The sequence below is a fragment of the Gammaproteobacteria bacterium genome, assembly GCA_029884425.1.
In the GTDB taxonomy this organism is placed as follows: Bacteria; Pseudomonadota; Gammaproteobacteria; order S012-40; family S012-40; genus JAOUHV01.
Window position 1 is genome coordinate 25,214 of record JAOUHV010000012.1, and the last position, 18,348, is coordinate 43,561.

Annotated in this window: 17 protein-coding genes; 6 read left to right on the forward strand and 11 right to left on the reverse strand. The window is 52.2% G+C overall.

What is annotated here, in order from left to right; genetic code table 11:
* Positions 1-621, reverse strand: a complete 621-nt coding sequence (locus OEW58_05185; protein MDH5300739.1) for a DUF615 domain-containing protein — start codon at positions 619-621, stop codon at positions 1-3.
* 20 nt (positions 622-641) lie between these two features.
* Here OEW58_05185 and OEW58_05190 point away from each other — a divergent pair, with 20 nt between their 5' ends.
* From OEW58_05190 to OEW58_05210, 5 genes are all read left to right on the forward strand, one after another.
* A complete protein-coding gene (locus OEW58_05190) occupies positions 642-935 on the forward strand; it encodes a hypothetical protein (GenBank protein ID MDH5300740.1) in 294 nt (97 codons plus the stop codon).
* Between the two features lie 126 nt (positions 936-1,061).
* Complete coding sequence (locus OEW58_05195; GenBank protein ID MDH5300741.1) at positions 1,062-1,421, forward strand: hypothetical protein; 360 nt, start codon at positions 1,062-1,064, stop codon at positions 1,419-1,421.
* 260 nt (positions 1,422-1,681) lie between these two features.
* Positions 1,682-3,454 carry a DUF1566 domain-containing protein gene (locus OEW58_05200; protein MDH5300742.1) on the forward strand — a complete coding sequence of 591 codons (1,773 nt, stop codon included), beginning with the start codon at positions 1,682-1,684 and terminating at the stop codon, positions 3,452-3,454.
* A complete protein-coding gene (locus tag OEW58_05205) occupies positions 3,451-4,095 on the forward strand; it encodes a DUF1566 domain-containing protein (protein ID MDH5300743.1) in 645 nt (214 codons plus the stop codon). Before OEW58_05200 ends, OEW58_05205 begins: the two co-directional genes overlap by 4 nt.
* Positions 4,096-4,238: 143 nt before the next feature.
* A complete protein-coding gene (locus OEW58_05210) occupies positions 4,239-5,489 on the forward strand; it encodes a hypothetical protein (protein ID MDH5300744.1) in 1,251 nt (416 codons plus the stop codon).
* A 12-nt stretch (positions 5,490-5,501) separates the two neighbouring features.
* Here OEW58_05210 and OEW58_05215 read toward each other — a convergent pair whose 3' ends face one another.
* The 4 genes from OEW58_05215 to OEW58_05230 all read right to left on the reverse strand — a co-directional run bounded on the left by OEW58_05215 (position 5,502) and on the right by OEW58_05230 (position 11,536).
* Positions 5,502-6,326 (reverse strand): hypothetical protein, encoded by an 825-nt coding sequence (locus tag OEW58_05215; protein MDH5300745.1) that lies wholly within the window; start codon positions 6,324-6,326, stop codon positions 5,502-5,504.
* Between the two features lie 279 nt (positions 6,327-6,605).
* Positions 6,606-7,226 (reverse strand): PilZ domain-containing protein, encoded by a 621-nt coding sequence (locus tag OEW58_05220; GenBank protein MDH5300746.1) that lies wholly within the window; start codon positions 7,224-7,226, stop codon positions 6,606-6,608.
* Between the two features lie 249 nt (positions 7,227-7,475).
* The gene (locus OEW58_05225; protein MDH5300747.1) at positions 7,476-10,517 is read right to left on the reverse strand and encodes an efflux RND transporter permease subunit; all 3,042 of its coding nucleotides are present in this window, start codon (positions 10,515-10,517) and stop codon (positions 7,476-7,478) included.
* 2 nt (positions 10,518-10,519) lie between these two features.
* Entirely contained in the window at positions 10,520-11,536 is a 1,017-nt protein-coding gene (locus tag OEW58_05230; GenBank protein ID MDH5300748.1) for an efflux RND transporter periplasmic adaptor subunit, read from the reverse strand.
* 260 nt (positions 11,537-11,796) lie between these two features.
* Here OEW58_05230 and OEW58_05235 point away from each other — a divergent pair, with 260 nt between their 5' ends.
* Positions 11,797-12,240, forward strand: coding sequence for an NUDIX hydrolase (locus tag OEW58_05235; protein MDH5300749.1), 444 nt, complete (start codon positions 11,797-11,799; stop codon positions 12,238-12,240).
* On the opposite strand, the gene OEW58_05240 is transcribed toward OEW58_05235, so the two are convergent.
* From OEW58_05240 to OEW58_05265, 6 genes are all read right to left on the reverse strand, one after another.
* The gene (locus tag OEW58_05240) at positions 12,241-12,822 is read right to left on the reverse strand and encodes an HNH endonuclease (protein MDH5300750.1); all 582 of its coding nucleotides are present in this window, start codon (positions 12,820-12,822) and stop codon (positions 12,241-12,243) included.
* Between the two features lie 213 nt (positions 12,823-13,035).
* On the reverse strand, positions 13,036-13,500 hold the full coding sequence (locus tag OEW58_05245) for a cell wall hydrolase (protein MDH5300751.1): 465 nt from the start codon (positions 13,498-13,500) through the stop codon (positions 13,036-13,038).
* A 672-nt stretch (positions 13,501-14,172) separates the two neighbouring features.
* Positions 14,173-14,511, reverse strand: coding sequence for a P-II family nitrogen regulator (locus tag OEW58_05250; protein ID MDH5300752.1), 339 nt, complete (start codon positions 14,509-14,511; stop codon positions 14,173-14,175).
* Between the two features lie 57 nt (positions 14,512-14,568).
* Entirely contained in the window at positions 14,569-16,191 is a 1,623-nt protein-coding gene (locus tag OEW58_05255; protein MDH5300753.1) for an NAD+ synthase, read from the reverse strand.
* 2 nt (positions 16,192-16,193) lie between these two features.
* A complete protein-coding gene (sucD, locus tag OEW58_05260) occupies positions 16,194-17,066 on the reverse strand; it encodes a succinate--CoA ligase subunit alpha (GenBank protein ID MDH5300754.1) in 873 nt (290 codons plus the stop codon).
* Positions 17,063-18,220 carry an acetate--CoA ligase family protein gene (locus OEW58_05265; protein MDH5300755.1) on the reverse strand — a complete coding sequence of 386 codons (1,158 nt, stop codon included), beginning with the start codon at positions 18,218-18,220 and terminating at the stop codon, positions 17,063-17,065. Before OEW58_05265 ends, sucD begins: the two co-directional genes overlap by 4 nt.
* Positions 18,221-18,348 lie beyond the last annotated feature (128 nt).

The window sequence follows — 18,348 nt, forward strand, 5'->3', positions numbered from 1 at the left end:
TTACTCCCGTCCTGCTTGCAAGCCTGTGATCAATTTAAACAATCCGCGATACGCTTTTCCGAGTTGTCCACCCACTTTTTCCTGACGCGCATCGACGATTAATTTCCGCAACTCCGTTACATCCGCAGCCGGATATTCGGCGACAAACACAGCGATCTGCTGATCGTCCGCCAACAAACGCTCGCGCCATTTTTCAGCTTGATGAAATTGTGCAACCGCCTGCCGGTGCGGTGCCTTGAGTCGCGCCAATATTTCTGCCACCGAACCAACATCCACATCGCGCATCAATTTGCCAATGTATTGCAGTTGACGTTTTTTGGCGCTGTGCGAATTGATGGTCTGCGCATGTTTGATGGCTTCAAGCAACTTGTCGGGCAAACCAAATTGCGCCAGTTGCTTGGCATTGAGCTCAACCAGCTCGGCTCCCAACCGCTGCGCAGCATCGGCGTCGCGCTTCATTTGACTTTTACTGGGACGGTCGTCCTCAAAGTCGTCTTCGTAATCCATGGATTCCAACCTTACTGTAGTGACCAGGGTGATTAGCGTATATACTACCGCAACGAGCATGGTGTACGACACCGATTCGTCATGACGCACAATAATATCACTTTGCAGATTCAACTACTTAGCGGAGCTTGTCCATGTCACAGCCTCAAGATAAAAGCCTGATTCACTGCAACAATTGCCATTTTGAGGGCAAGGTACATGCCTCCGGCGCGAAGCAGTTTGCGCTGTTCATGCTCATGCTGGCGGCCTCGGCCTATTTTCTGCCCATGATCGTCGTCGCACTGGCGTACATGATTTTCATCCTCTCCCAATCGCCCAAACGCATGTGCCCCAAGTGCAAGTCCACCAACTTGACCCCTATCAGCGCACTTTCAGCGACCGAGAAAACCGAGAAAACCAGCACTGCCAATGGTGATCAAGCAGCATAGCAGAGTATTTCGCTCGGAAAGGTTGACGATTCCCCCGGAGTCATGTTGAATAGGTTTCGACGCAGTTTGGGGTAACCCAAGCGGGTTGCCCCAAGTTAAAAAACCTATAACAAAAGGGGAATTGTAATGACAAAAAGACTTCTTACTGCCGTAATCCTGAGCACCGGTTTATTCAGCCTATCACTGTCCGGAGCCCATGCCGCCAACGTCAATTTGAACAGCCCACAGTGGCTGGGCGGTCTGAAACTCGAAAAAAATCAACTAAAAGACATCAGCAAAGCCGTCGAAAAAGCACTGAGTTCGCCCATCGATGCCTCGCAGCAATGTGGCGCCTCGCGCCAGGATTGCGAAGTTCGCGCAGCGCGTGAATGGACCGTCGAAGGCGACCTGTACCGCGAAATCGTCATCAATGTCCACACAGTCGGCCACGCCTCCTCGACCGTCAAACAAGACAACGGGAAGTGGCCTGCCATCGTCGCGCAGTAATTGTCGACCAACGGCTCAGTCGTGCCCTGACTTCATCCCTCAAGGGAATCGAGCTTGGGGAGGGGCATTCCCTGGCTATCGGGATGGGGTATGACTGAGCTTTTAATCTATCGCCTTTCAGTTTCACTTTCAGTAAGATAGCTCCGCATGTAGACCACTCCATATGCGTGCGACATCACACACTTCCGCCATATTGAGCTTTAAAACGGTCGATTTCCCCCGATATCTGAATTGATATCGGTATTCGCAGCCCAATGGACATGATGAATTTTAAGCGTCGCGCCCCAGCCAAGATCGCATCTGCCCTGCTGTTAGCCTCGGCTATTCTGGCGCAGGCCGGCTGCATTCTGCCCGAACGGGCCAAGGACGACCCACCTCCGGCAGCCAGTACCTTGCCAACCGTCAAGATTCGTTTCCTCACTTGGGATCCGACGGCGTTAAACCCCTATCCAGAACTCACCGTAGATACAACCACCGGCTATTTCAGCCTAAACGAAACATCCCCCGTTGGCGACGCCTCTCGTGTGGTCATCATCGCCTTCAACCTGATTGGCGATTACCCAGCAGACATCCCTGCTGACCAACGTGCCCGCCTGGAAATGAAATTTGCCAAGGAAAGCTCCGCAACCCCCCTGCAAGATTTCAACGTCGTCGGCACATCATCCCCAAGCCTCATTAACACCGTTATGTTTTACCGCCCCGATGAGGCCGCCGCCTTGGCCGTCGACCCACTATGCCCCGACCCCATTCGCCAAGCCATTGCCGCCGATAATTGCCGCATCATCAATATCACCGACGACAAGGTTCACGAGCGCATGGCAATTATCAAAAACAACCGCATCGAAGAATTGCGCATGGAAGATTTTGCCATCTATTTCCAGGCCGAATTTCATGTACAGTTAGAGGCTAATAACAAAAAACCTAGCCTGTTTTACATCGTCGACGACGACCCCGAACCCAGCATCAGCATTTCGTTGCCCGGCTATTTGTACGTTGGCGGCAAATACCAGATCAGCGAAAGTATCCCCCAGATCCCGTTTGAAATTAAATTACTCAACGGCCAATTGACCGAGTGGCCTATATTTATTCCGATTCTGTACTCGGGAACTGCAGAAACACAGGTGGATTACGTTCCGCTAAACGACTTAACTTTCGCCCCAAAGGACGACAACGGCTATTTCAATTCGGTCTACACCGGATACATCCAACTCAACGATGACATTTTGGGCGAAGCCAACGATGACGATACCCTCATCATTACCCTGGGCACACCGACCAACGGCGTGCTAGCCACCGACGGCTCCCCCACCTCCGTCCAAATCTCCATTACTGACAACGAAGGAACCGGAACAGTCAATCCCACCGTCGCCAATCGCTGCATTGACCCCAACCTGGATAGCTCATCGTCGTATTTTGTCCCCACTACAGCATTGAGGGATTGCAATACCTACAATACCGTCAATTACCAGGACGGTCATCAGTCAGCAGGGGCCATTTTCGATTTTACGCCATCCTCAACCGGTGAATGCGTACTGGACAATCGCACTGGGCTGGTCTGGGAAATCAAATCGACTGTCACCAACAGCTACCGTCAAGATTCTGAGTACAGTTGGTACAACACATCCACCAACAGCAATGGCGGTCACCCTGGCAGCGAAGGCCAAGCTACAGGCTGCGGAGGTATCCCCGGCATGTGCAACACCAGCGATTACGTTAGTGCCGTCAATAGCGACGGTGCCCCGTTATGCGGCTTCAACGATTGGCGCCTGCCCACCGCCGTAGAACTCTATGGCCTGGTAAGTTTTGACACCTTCGGCACCAACCAAATGCATCTCCCGCCAAATTTTACAAACAAGCGTGCGCAATACTGGACCAGCACTCCGGTCGCCAGTGACCCGGAAAAAGCTTGGGCAGTCGATTTCGTTACCGGGCAACTGCTGCCTATCAAAAAATACGATCCGAATTCCGCAGCCATCAAAGGTGCTGCGATTATGCTTGTACGTGCAAAGCTACCAAGCGAGGTGCTGCCATGATGCGCACGCGCATCGTCAATACTCTTTTACTCTGCCTGTTGCCAAGCATTTCGCTGGCGCAACTCTGCAATAGCAGCAGCATTCTGGAATCCACGCCCGCAGCGAATTTCGTCACCGCCATCCCTGCCGTTGACCCAACGGGAAAATATGCTGCAATTACCACCCCTCTTCCCTCAAATGGAGAAGAAGTGCTGGACTTGACAACCGGCCTGGTTTGGCAACGCTGCAGCAAGGGCCAGACCTGGATTGCCGATCAACATCGCTGCGCTGGCATCCCCCTAAAATATACTTGGAAAGATGCGCTGGCGCTTAGCAGCACAACAAGCAAATGGCGTGTGCCAAACATCAAAGAGCTGACATCGCTAATCGACTTCCGCTGCCAGGCACCACCGCTAAACCCCGAAATTTTTCCTGATACACCAGCATCGGTCATCACACTGATTGGTGGCACCAGCTACTATGGTACTGGCTACTGGAGTTCCACCCCCAACCTGTCACCAGGCACAGATTCATCAATGCCAAAAATTGGCGCATGGATCATGGATTTGAACACCGGTTCGCCCATGCTGTTTTCCGTCGAGGCCAATAACACCTCTATTGTCTATGCCAAACATTTTGTCCGATTGGTTCGTAGCAACTAGCCTCGTGTTTAACAACTCCCAACAAAATTATTGCTCAATAAATTTTCAGATTTACTGTGGTATAATTCCCCTTGTGGACGATAACGATAGGGGGTGGTTCTACATCCCGGCACCTTGGTTTCGTTGTCCGTACAGGTGAGAGCATGAGCAAGACATTAAAAGTTAAAGATTTTTCCTGTCTACCTCTGTTGGGGCTATCGCTGCTAATGGCAATCCCTGCTGCCCATGCTGCGCCCCCCATCAAATTCGATTCCTGGCACGTCGACAATAGCGGAAAAATAGTTGCCCAGTGCCCCATTGGTTTCAACTGTTTTGGCTCCACCACCTCTCAGGGCATGTTTCAACAAACAGTGATCACTCCTGAAGGCAAACGCTATGTACAAAACATCGTCTACGACAAAGACAAAACCCAGGGCCTGCTGACCGACGAGAATTTCGTCAACATTGACCCCATCAACAATGGCGGCAATGGTGGCATTTCCGGCAAACAGGTTATCAAAGGCAGCAATACCCAGGGCGATTACGATTCCGTGGTATTGCTCAATCTTGGCTGGGCCGCCAGTAATGATGCCCCTGAAATCCTCATTGATTCCACCATCTTTGGCACCGGTAGAGAGAAACGCGGCCGCAGCCAGGGCACCTACTACGAACATTTCCGCTACGAGGGCGAAAAAGACAGAGAAGGTAACGACTTGGGTTCGTTCACCCTTACCCGCTCCGAACTGGGAGCGAGCAAAGACCGTAAAGTCCAGGCTTGGCAGGTGTTTGAAACGCGAATAGCGACAGGCACGCGCGTCGCCAATGCGGGTGCGATTACCACCACCGATGAAGGCGTCCCCAGTTTTTGGAGTGGCCGTCGCGGCCCAGGCAATGTGAACGACAACTCTGGCTATTTAGGTAGCTCTGATCCTACCCCCGTCGACAATTGGGCAAAAGCTCCCAAGACCAATCCAGGCATGGGCCCCAATGTTGGCGGATCACCAGGACCTGGTTCGGGCGGACGCCCAATCTCGGGCGGGGATGTCGCCAAGAGCGGACCGTTTGGCTCGTTCAACTATGACCCCACCGGTGACACAGACGGCGCCAACCTTCAGGTGGCTGGACGTTATGCCGGTACGGTTAGATGGAATCCTGGCGACAAGGTACAAACCGTGTACATTGGTCAAGACTTAGGATCGGGGGTAGGTGCGTTCTCATTCCAGGCATTCGATAATCTGTCTAACACCGAGAGCTATGCCGCTATCCGCAAGTTGCGCGATACCACTCCCACTGTCTGGACTATGGATCCCTTTGGTCCACTTACCGGGATGAAGACCGACGGTTTAAGCTTAGCTAACGATAAAAGTTTTACGGCAGCTTCCACACCTACACCGCCCGGCGGCACGGGACCATAAGGAAAGGTGACCTTAGGCGCGCCCAGCAACAACGTCCGAGGTTTCGACAAGCTCCTTGGCGTTTTCCTCTATGCCAAGGAATACCTCGCGATAGGCGACATACATGTACACACCTAGTAGCGGCAACAAAGCCAGCGACAACCACGGTAATGCCGCCAAAGCCCCCAACAACAAAATACTCCAGCTAAGCAGCACCACACTCATCGGGTGGATATTCATCAACGTCGCCCTATGACTGAGCGCCTGAGCCTCGGCATAGCTCAGCTCATGAAACATCATCAACGGGATCGCAAAGAAAATACGCAGTGAAAACGTGGCCAGCACCGAGAAATACAAAAACGCCGCAGCCAACTTCATTTCCAGTTGTACCGCTGACAAACCGGCTGCCTCTGCCAATCGGGCCGCCAGCTCATTACAGCCAGCCAACACACTTTTATCCGGCGCTACCGTCAAAGTAACTACCCAATAAAACGCCCCGATGAACAAAGTCAAAAGTGCCATTTTAAACAACGATCGCTGACAACGCAGAAGCGCAAAGATATGGCCAGTAAATGTCACAGTCTGTGAATTATCCGCCGAATAGGCGAGCACCACCAAGTCGCCGAACACAAAACAAAGCACACAGGCCACGAATAGAAACAGTACTGACAGCAGCACAACCGATGGGGTCAACTCCGCCACACTTGTACCGGCAGACAAGGCAAAAAAAACGGATAAAAAAAACACCAGCTCAGTGGTCAAAAAAGCCAGCCAGCGGCGCCTGATCAGCATCCAGGACTGCTTAAACCAGTTAAGTGGATGCATTAATTCAACGTGATGTGGTTCCAGCGTTTTCATATAGCCCCCTTGCTTTAGCAGTTATCAATATCCCTATTAACTGCAAGGGCTAGACCGAATATAAGCACTTCGTACCCGAATCACAAGGGAAAGAAACTCCCTCAGCTCCAGGTCGTGTTCAGCCAACATGGTCCTCATTGCTCCATAACGGCATAGGAAATAGCGCGCTGAAGACAATCAGATTGGGATGAAGGAAAGCAGAGCCAATCTGGTTGCGTAGCTACGCTCTCCAGACCAACGCTCAAAAGAATTTAAAGACAAACAACCGGCAATCCGCGTTTATTGATTATCGTTTCCATCAATAACTTGCCTAATCTGTTCCCGCTGCCGATCAAAAATAAACCGAGTTAATTGCTTACGCTCGTAATCGGTAATCAATGGGAAAGATACACCAACACGGTACATTTTCGGATCATCTTCGACTGTCCCCAGGTAAACAACCTTGGCATATGTCTGCAATCCCAACTGAAAACCACTGATAGAAACTCGACAAAAAACGAAGCTACCTTTTTTGGGCGGCTTGGGCGTATCAAAACTCAACCCCCCTTCACTGATATCCACGGTTTTCGCTCGTACAAACCGGTTACCCGACGAATCCGCCAAGCTGGCATTGTGAAAAAACACCATTCCGGCGATCACATCCAGTTTTTGATTTAAACCTTCCAGGTACTGAGCTATCGCCGGCGACTCTGCCCGCACATTGGCCAGCAGCGGCATTAACTGACGACTGATCGCATCGAGCATGAAGGTCGCGTCAATCTTGCTGCCTTCCCCTCCCTTGCGGATTTTAGCCGCTTCCTGCACTTCTTCCAGAGTCGCAGCCCGGTACTCCAAGGCCACCTGCTCCTGAAGACGAAAGAAATTACGCTGTTCTTCCCCGGCGTCTTTTTCGCTACTCATTCGACACTTTCCTCATGACATACAAAAGACTGGCACTACCCATCTGCAACATCCATGCTGGATAACCTAGAGAAAATAACAAGGTAAGAAGAGGAAAATCATTTTGAAAGGGACGGCGCGCCTTCCGTGACGCGCCATTTCAACCACATCCTTGCCACCACCGATCCCGTGGGGTGCAGCAAATCCGCTTTGCCGTCCGTGTCGCAACAGAGTACCACAGCAAAACTTACCCACAATCCCCCAAAGGTATTATGCAAACTTCACATTTTTCCTAGACATCCTCAACAGGCTGGGTAACAACAACAGGGTGAAAATTGTACTCACAGCCATCCCACCGACAATAACCGCCGCCAGCCCTCGGTACAGCTCACTGCCCGCACCGGGCATCAGCAGCAGCGGCAGCATGCCGCAGATACTGGTCGTAGTCGTCATAAAAATCGGTCTTAACCGCAGCCTGACCGCCTGAGCCACCGCCTCATCACGATTTAAGCCGTTTCGTTCGGCAGTACGTGTCTGATCCACCAGCAGAATGGCATTATTCACCACCAGACCAAGCAGAATGACAAAGCCAATCATGGTCAACAAATCCATGGGCTGCGAGGTCAACGCTCCCGTCACCCGCAATGCAATCACTCCTCCGATGGTCGCCAGCGGAATGGTCAAAATCACCAGCAAACTATCAATGAACGAGCGGAACAACGCACTGATCAACAGATAAAGGATAACGATCGCCAGCACAAAACTGCCCAACATGGTTTCCAGAGCGGTATCCAGCTTGTCCGCCGTACCGGAATAACGCACAGTCCCGTCAGGAGGCATTAGATTCACCAGCGCAGGCTCGACTTTTTCCCGCAAAATATCAATCGCCTGCTCCAAAGGCATCCCCTCGGGCGGCGTCACCTGCAGGGTTATCGTGCGACGACGATCCAGACGGCGAATTTCCTCCGGCCCCGCTGTCCGCACCACGTTCACCAGTTCACCCAGCGGAACCACGCCAGCATTGGGCGTCGCCAACGGTATGGATTGCAGTTCTTCCGGCGATTCCCATGACTGGCCACGCAGCACCACATCCAACCGTTGCTCACCGTCAAAATAATCACCGACCAGCAAACCATCACCCAACGCTCGAATGACGCCTGCCAACTGCGCCCGGGTCCAGCCCACTTCGGCAATGCGCCGCTCGTCCGGGTCCAGACTCAATTCCGGATTAGCCAGATCCAGACTGGGAAACGGCCGCACCGAGGCTCCTGGCAAGGCTTCCATGATCGCACCAAATCCCATTTGCGCGGCTTCCACCAACGAGTCAATCTGACTTCCCTGGATATTCACATCAATGGTGTTACCCCCGGAAAAGCCGCCAAACAGCGACGACCGCTTGGCAAACGCCATGGTGTCGGGAAAACCGCCTATCAATTGGTTGACCATGGGCACCAGTTCATTGGTGCGACTGGGATCTGCCGCCTGCACCCCCATAAACACCGCGCCATTAACGGCGACAAAGAAATAATGCTTCACCTGCGGCTGCTGCTCACCCTGCACATAGGGTTCCATTCGCTTGGCAATGACCTGCCCCATTTCTTTCTCGATGGCATCGATATTCAATCCTGGCGGCGGCAGAATAAATGCGAAAACCAGGTTTCGATTTCCTTCCGGCAAATAATCCGCTTTGGGCTTAAACGCCAACACCGCGACAACCGGGATCAACATCAACGCCAGCACCCACATCCAGCGCTGCTTCGGCGAATCCGTTAATCGCATAATGCGGCTGGTAGTGTTATCCCAGGTCTTTGCCCACGGCTCGTGCGCCAATTCCTGGGTCAAATACCGACGCGCCAGCGTGGGCAACACGGTCACGGCGACGATCAACGAGAAGGTAATCGCTACCGCAATCGTTACCGCCAGATCCGCAAACAATTGCCCTGCTTCTTCGCGCAAAAATACCACCGGTAAAAATATCGCCACGGTAGTCACGGTGGATGCCAGCAACGCCGCCCACACTTCCGAGGTACCTTGCAACGCTGCCTTGTCTGGGGGCAATCCTTTTTCACGTAACCGGACAATGTTTTCCAGCACCACGATTGCGGCATCCAGCACCATGCCCACTGCGAACGCGATCCCGGCCAAAGAAATCACGTTCAGCGTTCGGCCAAACATGTCGAGCAAAATAAATGTCGCAATCAACGACGTTGGAATCGCCATCGCAACCATCAACGTGGCGCGGAATTGCCACAAAAACAGCCATAGCACCGCGACCGACAAACCTATCCCCAACACAATATTGGAAGTCACCATCGATACAGACTGATCGATGTACTCGGTTTCGTCATACACCTGATAAATCGATAAACCGGCACGCTGCAATGGACCGCTGCTCAGCTCGGTCATTGCCTGGCGCAATTCCGCCATGACCGTGAGCACATTCACGCCGGTTTCGCGGTGCGCATTAACAGCAATGGCACCTTCGCCATTTTGAATTACAAAACCAGTGCGATCTCTCAATCGGGTTTCAACTGTCGCCACATCACGCAAATACACTGGGCGACCATTGCGCCATTCCAGCACCATTTCCTGCAGGTGCTCGACATCGTATTTACCGGTAAAACGCACAGCATACTGACGTTTGCCCACGTCCACATCACCGGCAGACACGTCTTTGCCGCCGCCAGTCAGCTGCGACACTTTGGGAAGTTGAATGCCTAAACTGGCTGCTTTGTAGGGATCAAACGTGATGCGGACTTCTTTTTCCCGCCCGCCCCGCACTTCCGACATCGCTACGCCGGGAACGCGCTCGAATCGCGTTTGCACCACCTCTTCAACAAAATCCTGGTAGGTTGCGATAGGTTTATCGTTGCCCTCATTGGGCTTGATAATAAACCAGGCAATGGGGCGCGAATCGCCACCGATATTACTGATGATGGGTTCGTCCGCATCATCGGGATAACTGGGAACGCGGTTGAGACGATTCATTACCTCAAGCAAGGCGCGCTTCATGTCCATTTCGACCGCGAAAGTAATCGACACTTCACCGCGACCGCGCTTGGCTTTGCCCACCATTTCGGTCATGCCGGGCAAACCGCGCAACACTTTTTCCTGCTGCTCAACAATCTCTGATTCGATTTCTTCCGGTGCTGCAGAACGCCACACAGTGGTAATTGTGATTTGTGGCTGCTCCACTTCAGGCGTCAATTGAATGGGCAGGCGGCTCAAACTGATCACACCAAAAACCACTGCCAGCAACACTGCCACCAAAACAGCAACCGGATTTCCCAAAGATGCGCGCGTCAAATTCACAACTAATTACCTGCGATTACGTTGACAGTCTGGCCCGGCCGCAAGCGCTCGCCGCCCCGCAGTACAATTTTGTCGCCCGCTTTTAATTGACCTTTCACCGCAATTAAATCGCCGCTGGCAATGCCGGTCTCAACATCCACCCGTTCGGCGGTTTTATCTTCGCCGACGCGATAAACGTAATTGCCGGTGCGTCGCAAGATCAGCGCATCACGTGGAATCACTATCTCCTGTCGGGCATCACCAACTGGCACTGACAACCGAACGGTTTGTCCACCGCGCCACTGCGCACCTTCCACTGCCACCGCAACATCAAACAACAACGATTGCTGATCACCCAATGGCACCAGTGTGCGCACCACGCCTGTGCTGCGCTGATTGCCCTGTTGCACATCAACCCGTTGCCCCACTTTGATAAATCCGACGGACTCCACCGGCACGTGGGCTCGCACTTCTAGCGAAGAAGGATTGGAAAAATTCACCACGGTATTGCCGCTAGTCACCCATTCGCCCTCGCGTTTGCTGCGATTAATCACCACACCGGCAAACGGTGCCCGCACGGTAAAACGCTTGAGCTGTTCTTCATCTACCGCCAGTTTGGCGCGTGACACGGATAATTCACTGGCCACGACATCCCGATCCAACTGCATTTTATCCAACTGACTTTTGGCGGCGAATTCTTGCTTGCTCAATTGATGGATGCGCTTTAGTTCGTTATCTAAATAATTCAGCCGTGCTGTATCGCGCTTCAGCGCGGCACGATTCTCGGCAACGCGCAAACGAAACATGGTGTCATCCAGTTTGGCCACGGGATCACCCCAACGAATCTGCGTACCGACCTCCGCCACCCACACCAGACGACCATCGACCTCCGCAGGCACCGCCGCCTCTTGCTGACTCCAAACAGTACCCGACACCATAACCGTGGGTGAGATCTGCAACTGTTTAACCTGACCGAGCTCTACGGGCGCAGCCGGCCGCTGGCGTTTTTGCTCTTCAGCAGATAATGCCGATGCACTCAAACACAAACATGCAACGAGACCCAACCTCAAAATCGGTTTCAAACTTGCCTCCCTCTGTTAAAATTCGTCCACAGCTTCAACCGTTGCCACAGACCAGTCAACAACACATTTATCTGTCTTGTGACTCTCAAAATGCCAACAAGGTTCGTGCCGGGATAAAGCCAAAATTATCAATCATTCGAATAGTTTAATCATACCGACAAATAAGCTGCCGCTAACAATTTAAATTTCGTGTTTCAACCCTTAGAGGAATAAGGATTATGCGCTGGTCTCCCCATGTTACCGTTGCTGCCGTCATTGAGCACAACAATCGCTTTTTGATCGTCGAAGAACTGGTGAGAGGCGAAGCACGCTTTAATCAGCCGGCGGGACATTGGGAACCCAACGAATCATTGATCGAGGCTGTCATACGCGAAGTGCTGGAAGAAACCGCATACGATTTCACACCAACACACCTGCTGGGAATATATCACTGGCACAACACAGACAATAACATCACCTACCTGCGGTTTGCCTTTTGCGGTGAAGTGGGACAAAAACAGGATCGCAAACTTGATGACGGCATTATCGCCGCCCACTGGTTGAGCTATGAGGATATCGAAAAATCACAAGAACAGCACCGCAGTCCGCAAGTGCTGCGCTGCATCGATGATTTTCTGGCAGGCAAACGTCTGCCCATCGACGCCATTATTGAAGTGAGCTAACTATTTCAAATCCAGCAAACGATCGTGACGGAATTGTTTTTTTAGGAACTGCATCTGATCTGCCAGTATTTTGCGATTCAGTAATGCCAGATATTCCGCTGGATTGGGCACAAACGGCACGGCCAGCAACGGCATCCCCGCTTGCTCAGGCGTCCTCGCCCCCTTGGCCACGTTACAGCGCTTGCACGCGGCAACCACATTGGTCCAACGGTCTGCGCCATTTTGGGCTTTGGGAATGATGTGGTCACGGGTCAAATCCCCGTCTGAGAAACGCTGTCCGCAATACATGCACAAATGGCCATCACGGCGGAACAGCTCGCGGTTACTTAAGTGAGGTGGGTGGATTCCGTAGTACTTGTGATTCAGTGTGCCATGAACGGCGATGATGGAGTTTACTTTGAGGGAGGATTGCTGACCGGTGAACCGCGAACACCCTCCCCTCACCAGCATATTGTTCTCGCCCACCTCCCAAGCAACCAGTTCTTTCGCGTAATAACACGCTGCCTCTTCCCAGTGTATCCAAGAAAGTGGCCGCCCCGTCACGTCCAACCGCAAAACCGTCAATGGCGCCGAGTTCAACATATCCATCCCTCAAGCAGACAAGCAATACCGCACGTCGATCATACCGAATTGATATTTCAATTAATATATCGGCGTATAAATTACACACCTGAAGCCAAAATGTGACCTGGGCCACACTTCATGGTAAACAAATTCAAAATATGTACCGGCACCACTTGTTTTCTTAAGGCGAAAAAAAACCGGCTGCCGCCGGTTTTTTCCCTCGCAAGATAATTACGAATTATCCTTGCCTCTGAGGAACACATGACCACCCACTTTCAGGGTCTGCTCTTTGACACGCGCCCAGTATGGGTCTGCCAAATCCGGCGCGTAGTAGTACATCGCACCCTTGGTGTAATCAAGGTTCTTGTCGCGAATCGTCTCGTAGTTGTTGTAAACATGCCGGGCAATTTTTACCGCTTTATCCCAGGCATCTTTATCCACTGGACGATCGCTTTTGCCATCGTGTGTCCACGAAAATTGACGGCGCTGCCATACCACCTGACAGACCGTATCAGGAAACGAACCACTAAAGACCCGGTTCATCGTCACCAGACCAACTGCCAGCTGGCCAAATGCAGATTCACCGCGCGCTTCAAAGTAAATGTTTTGCGCCAAACAACGCTCTTCCTGACTCAACGAGGTAGCCGCTGCTGTCCCAGTCGTCATTACAAGTAGCAAAAACACCCATGCTCTCATAACTCATTCCACCTATATGTAAATAGACAGTAAATACGTAGTGCCAATGTTAATGCCCAAATCTTTTGTCTAAATTAAGGCCGCCAAATAATTGACGATCAAAAGCATTCCCTTGGTACATCGCCTCCGGGCTTATTGCACTTATAGTGCCAAGTTTAGTTTTATTTTTTAATCAACAAGTTACAGCCGACTGTTAAAGTAACCGAAGGTTGGATGTAAAAAATACCTAACAAAAAAGGTTAAGAATTAATCAACTTCGGGTCAGTTCGGCAATCGAACGCGAGATTTTCTGTATGGGGAATAGCGACAGCGGTATTTTATTAATAGCAAATCAGTAGGTTATAGCCGGCTTCCCTCCATGATCATAAAATTGTTTAATTTTCACTCAATAAATCCAAAAGCGTAAATTTATCCGACACTTTTCACCTTGAGTTGCCTATTTATTGTTCACACCCTTGTTTTATCACACTTTTTCTATAAAAATTTCCGACATTTATGATCATTTTTTTTGATCGACAAGAAAAATCGACCTCTTTTCTGGATAAAAACACAGTTATTTTAGTCTCTGATTTGAGACAAATTAACTTCGCTCATAAAATAGACTGATAAAACAGCAGAAATAAAAAAAGCCCCCATTGGGGGCTTTTTAAAATTGCGCGAAGCGGTCCGTGATTAGATCGCGTCAGCGTCTTCCTCGCCGGTGCGAATACGAACAACGCGCTCCACGGAGGTCACAAAAATCTTGCCGTCGCCAATTTTCCCGGTACGGGACGCATTAACAATGGCATCGACGCACGCATCAGCGCGCTCATTGTCGACCACCACCTCGATCTTGATCTTGGGCAAAAAATCAACAACGTATTCCGCCCCACGGTAAAGCTCGGTATGACCCTTTTGCCGCCCAAAGCCACGGACCTCGGTGGCGGTCATGCCGGTAATGCCTATTTCAGAAAGCGCTTCACGCACATCATCCAGCTTAAACGGCTTGATTATGGCTTCCACTTTTTTCACAGCAAATCCCCTTGGTTCTACTTTAGGTTGAGCATATCACAGGCCCGCAACAGTGTACTAATCGCGAAACCCGGAGGTAATAGGATAGCGCCTGTCCTTGCCGAACGCCCGGGGCGTGATGCGTATTCCCGGCGCGGCCTGACGTCGCTTGTATTCATTTCGATCCACCATTCGTGTCACACGAATGACTTCCTGTTGATCAAACCCCATAGCCACAATATCGGCAACACTCATGTCGCGCTCAACATAGGCTTCGAGTATTGGGTCCAACAGCGCATAATCTGGCAGACTATCGCTGTCTTTTTGATCTGGTCGCAACTCCGCTGACGGCGGGCGATCAATAATCCTTTGCGGAATCACTTCATGCTGACGGTTACGGTAGTTACTCAGATCGTACACCAGGGTTTTGGGCACGTCCTTCAACACATCCAGGCCACCGGCCATGTCGCCGTACAAGGTGGAATAACCAACCGCCATCTCGCTCTTGTTACCTGTCGACAAAACCATGCGACCTTTCTTGTTGGAGATGGCCATCAAAATCACACCGCGGCAACGCGCCTGAATATTTTCTTCGGTGACATCGGCCGCAGCTCCGGCAAATTCATCGGCCAACAGCTCGGTAAATGCAGCAAACGCTTTTTCAATCGAAATACTGCGATAGGTTACACCCAACCGCTTTGCCATATCGGCCGCATCCCACTCGCTGATGTCTGCGGTATAACGGGACGGCAACATCACCGCTTCCACATTGGGCGCGCCCAAGGCATCAACGGCGATCGCCATCGTCAGCGCCGAATCAATTCCGCCGGACAGTCCCAGCACGACACCTTTAAAACCATTTTTTCTCACGTAATCGCGCAAGCCAAGCACCAAGGCATCGTAGACTGCCGCCAGATTATCGGGCCGATCGGTTGACACGGACTGGGTACTGCTCAGCCCGTGAGGCGTCAGTTCAAATTCGACCAGCGATATGCTTTCTTCAAAACTCGCCGCACGGTGCACCACCGTGCCACGGGCATCAACCACAAACGAGGCGCCGTCAAACACCAGTTCATCCTGGCCACCTATCAAATTGACGTACACCACCGGCCCCCGTCCTTCCTGAGCACGCTTGGCGACTACCGCTTCACGCTGTTCCATCTTTCCCTGATGAAATGGCGAGGCATTCAGATTCAAAATCAATTGTGCGCCATGCTCAACCGCTTGCGCGCTCGGTCCCGGAAACCAGATATCCTCGCATACCGACAGCCCCAAACGGATACCATTGACATCGAAAATTGATGCTTCTTGTCCGATCGAAAAATAGCGTTTTTCGTCAAACACCGAATAGTTCGGCAACTGTTGCTTGCGATAACAGGCCACATCGACTCCGTCATGCAGCACCAACGCGCAATTGAACAACTCGCCATTCACCCGCTGTGGGCAACCGATCACCACGTACATGCCCATGCTGCAGCTGCGCAAATCATTTACTGCACTATCAACCTGGCGCATCAATCCTGGACGTAATAACAAATCTTCGGGAGGATAACCGGTGAGACACAATTCGGGAAACACCACCACCTGCGCCCCTTCCACGCGCGCACGCGCCACCGCTTCACGAATGCGCACCGTGTTACCGGCAATATCGCCCACTAAAAAATTCAGTTGCGCCAGCGCAATACGCAGCTTTTGAGTCACATCTACCCCTTAAAAAATTCCCACATCCGCTGTCCCATATCCAGCGGTGACCGCACCACCAGCGCTCCGCCAGATTCCAGTGCGTTGATTTTACTTTTTGCCGTTCCCAATCCGCGTGCCACCAGCGCCCCGGCGTGTCCCATGCGCGCGCCAGCCGATGCAGTTGTGCCTGCGATATAAGCCACCACGGGTTTGCGTACACGCTGACGAATAAATTCTGCAGTCTCTTCTTCTTCGTTGGTGCCAATCATGCCGAGCATGATCATGCCTTTAGTCTTGCGATCGCTTTCAAACAGCTCCAGCGCCTGCATAAAATTCATGCCGTGAATGGGATCACCGCCAATGCCAACGCAAGTGCTCTGCCCCAAACCCAGCTCAGTGGTTTGGCGAACGGCTTCGTAGGTCAGCGTACTGGATCGGGAAATGATACCGATAGTGCCAGGCGAATAAATTTCCGGCGGCATGATGCCAAGATTGCACTCGCCCGGCGTGATGATTCCAGGCGTGTTCGGTCCCACCAAACGTGCGTTATAAAACGTTAGCGCGGCTTTGACCCGTAACAAATCGTGCACCGGAATGCCACGCGTAATACACACGATCAGATTGATTCCGGCCTCAGCGGCCTCAATGATGGCATCGGCTGCAGTTGAAGCGGGCACAAAAATAACGCTGGCGGTCGCGCCGGTCGCTTCGACCGCATCCCGCACGCTGTTGAAAACCGGCACACCCAGGCAGCGCTCGCCACCGCGTCCAGGCGTCACCGCCGAAACAATCCGGGTGCCATATTCCTGCATCCGCTGCGCATGAAACAAACCCTGCACACCAGTCATGCCCTGTACAACCACTCGCGTATCTTTACCGGCCAGAATGCTCATAGCCTGCCCTTTTTGGCCATGTCCACCACCGCAGCGACAGCCTCCTGGAATCCATCCATCAAACGGAAACCAAACTCCGAATCATTGAGCAACATCAAACCTTCTTTGGCATTGGTTCCGGCAAAGCGCACCACAGTTGGCTTGTTGGCTTTGCGCAATCGCAACGCGACCAACATTCCGCGCGCCACCATGTCGCAGCGCACAATGCCGCCAAAAATATTCACCAGCAACACATCCACCTGCGGATTGTCCAGCAACGACCCATAGGCCTCAGCCACTTCCTGCTCATTGGAACGACCACTGATGTCGAGCACACAGGCGGGCTCTTCCCCGGGCAGGCGAATCAAATCCAGCGTTGCCATTGCCAAGCCAGCACCATTGAGTATGCAGCCGATGTTGCCCTGCAACGGCACATCCGTCAGCACATACCCCTGCGCATCCAGGCCGACAACACTGGTCCCGCGAACATCACCAAACGTCCCCAGGTCCCTTTGGCGAAACGATGCGTTGCTGTCCGCCACCAGTTTGGCATTAAGTGCGGATAATTGATTGTCATCAATGATCGCCAGTGGGCTGATTTCCAGTAACAGCAATTCCTTCTCGACAAACAAGCGATAGGCATTGCTCATCACCTGCGATAACTGCACCGCCAACGCCCCGGTCAAGCCAAGGTTCTGCGCCATTTGTCGACAATGATACGGACGAAATCCGAACACGATATCCGCGACTTCGGTAAAAACCAGTTCGGGTTTTTCGCGCGCCACCACATCAATCGAGGCGCCGCCGGTATCCGCCGCCATGCAGACAATGCGCTCCAGCAAAGGGTCAATGCTCATGGCCAGATAAAGGTGCCGCTGCACCTCGGCAGGGCGTTCAATCAGCACCGCAGCCACCGCCTCCCGGCGCTTATCCACGTCACCCTTGAACATTTGCCCCACCAGCAGGCGAGCATGTTCCACCCCGACCGCCCAGCGCACATAGCCATCCAGACGGGATCGCCCCGCCAAACTTTGCGCTTTGATAATCCAGCGATCACCGCCCAACGCGGCCAAGGCCGCCTCCACCTGGGCGTTATCGGTCACCAATTGGGAATCAGGTACGGGAATGCCATAGTCGGCGAACAGTCGCTTGGCGTGATATTCGTAGAGTTTCATGAGTGGTTTCCTGCTTCCTGGGATAGCCAGGCAAGCCAGTAAAATAGTCGGGGAATTATGCCCAAGCTGCCGTTGTTTTAAAAGCCCCGTGAGATACCATAAAATAAATCGAAAACCACGGAACGGAA

Bases quoted from the DNA above. Each gene is read 5' to 3' on its own strand.
- OEW58_05190 (MDH5300740.1), top strand. From the start codon at position 642: ATGTCACAGCCTCAAGATAAAAGCCTGATTCACTGCAACAATTGCCAT.
- OEW58_05195 (MDH5300741.1), top strand. From the start codon at position 1,062: ATGACAAAAAGACTTCTTACTGCCGTAATCCTGAGCACCGGTTTATTC.
- OEW58_05200 (MDH5300742.1), top strand. From the start codon at position 1,682: ATGATGAATTTTAAGCGTCGCGCCCCAGCCAAGATCGCATCTGCCCTG.
- OEW58_05205 (MDH5300743.1), top strand. From the start codon at position 3,451: ATGATGCGCACGCGCATCGTCAATACTCTTTTACTCTGCCTGTTGCCA.
- OEW58_05210 (MDH5300744.1), top strand. From the start codon at position 4,239: ATGAGCAAGACATTAAAAGTTAAAGATTTTTCCTGTCTACCTCTGTTG.
- OEW58_05215 (MDH5300745.1), bottom strand. From the start codon at position 6,326: ATGAAAACGCTGGAACCACATCACGTTGAATTAATGCATCCACTTAAC.
- OEW58_05220 (MDH5300746.1), bottom strand. From the start codon at position 7,226: ATGAGTAGCGAAAAAGACGCCGGGGAAGAACAGCGTAATTTCTTTCGT.
- OEW58_05235 (MDH5300749.1), top strand. From the start codon at position 11,797: ATGCGCTGGTCTCCCCATGTTACCGTTGCTGCCGTCATTGAGCACAAC.
- OEW58_05240 (MDH5300750.1), bottom strand. From the start codon at position 12,822: ATGTTGAACTCGGCGCCATTGACGGTTTTGCGGTTGGACGTGACGGGG.
- OEW58_05245 (MDH5300751.1), bottom strand. From the start codon at position 13,500: ATGAGAGCATGGGTGTTTTTGCTACTTGTAATGACGACTGGGACAGCA.
- sucD (MDH5300754.1), bottom strand. From the start codon at position 17,066: ATGAGCATTCTGGCCGGTAAAGATACGCGAGTGGTTGTACAGGGCATG.
- OEW58_05265 (MDH5300755.1), bottom strand. From the start codon at position 18,220: ATGAAACTCTACGAATATCACGCCAAGCGACTGTTCGCCGACTATGGC.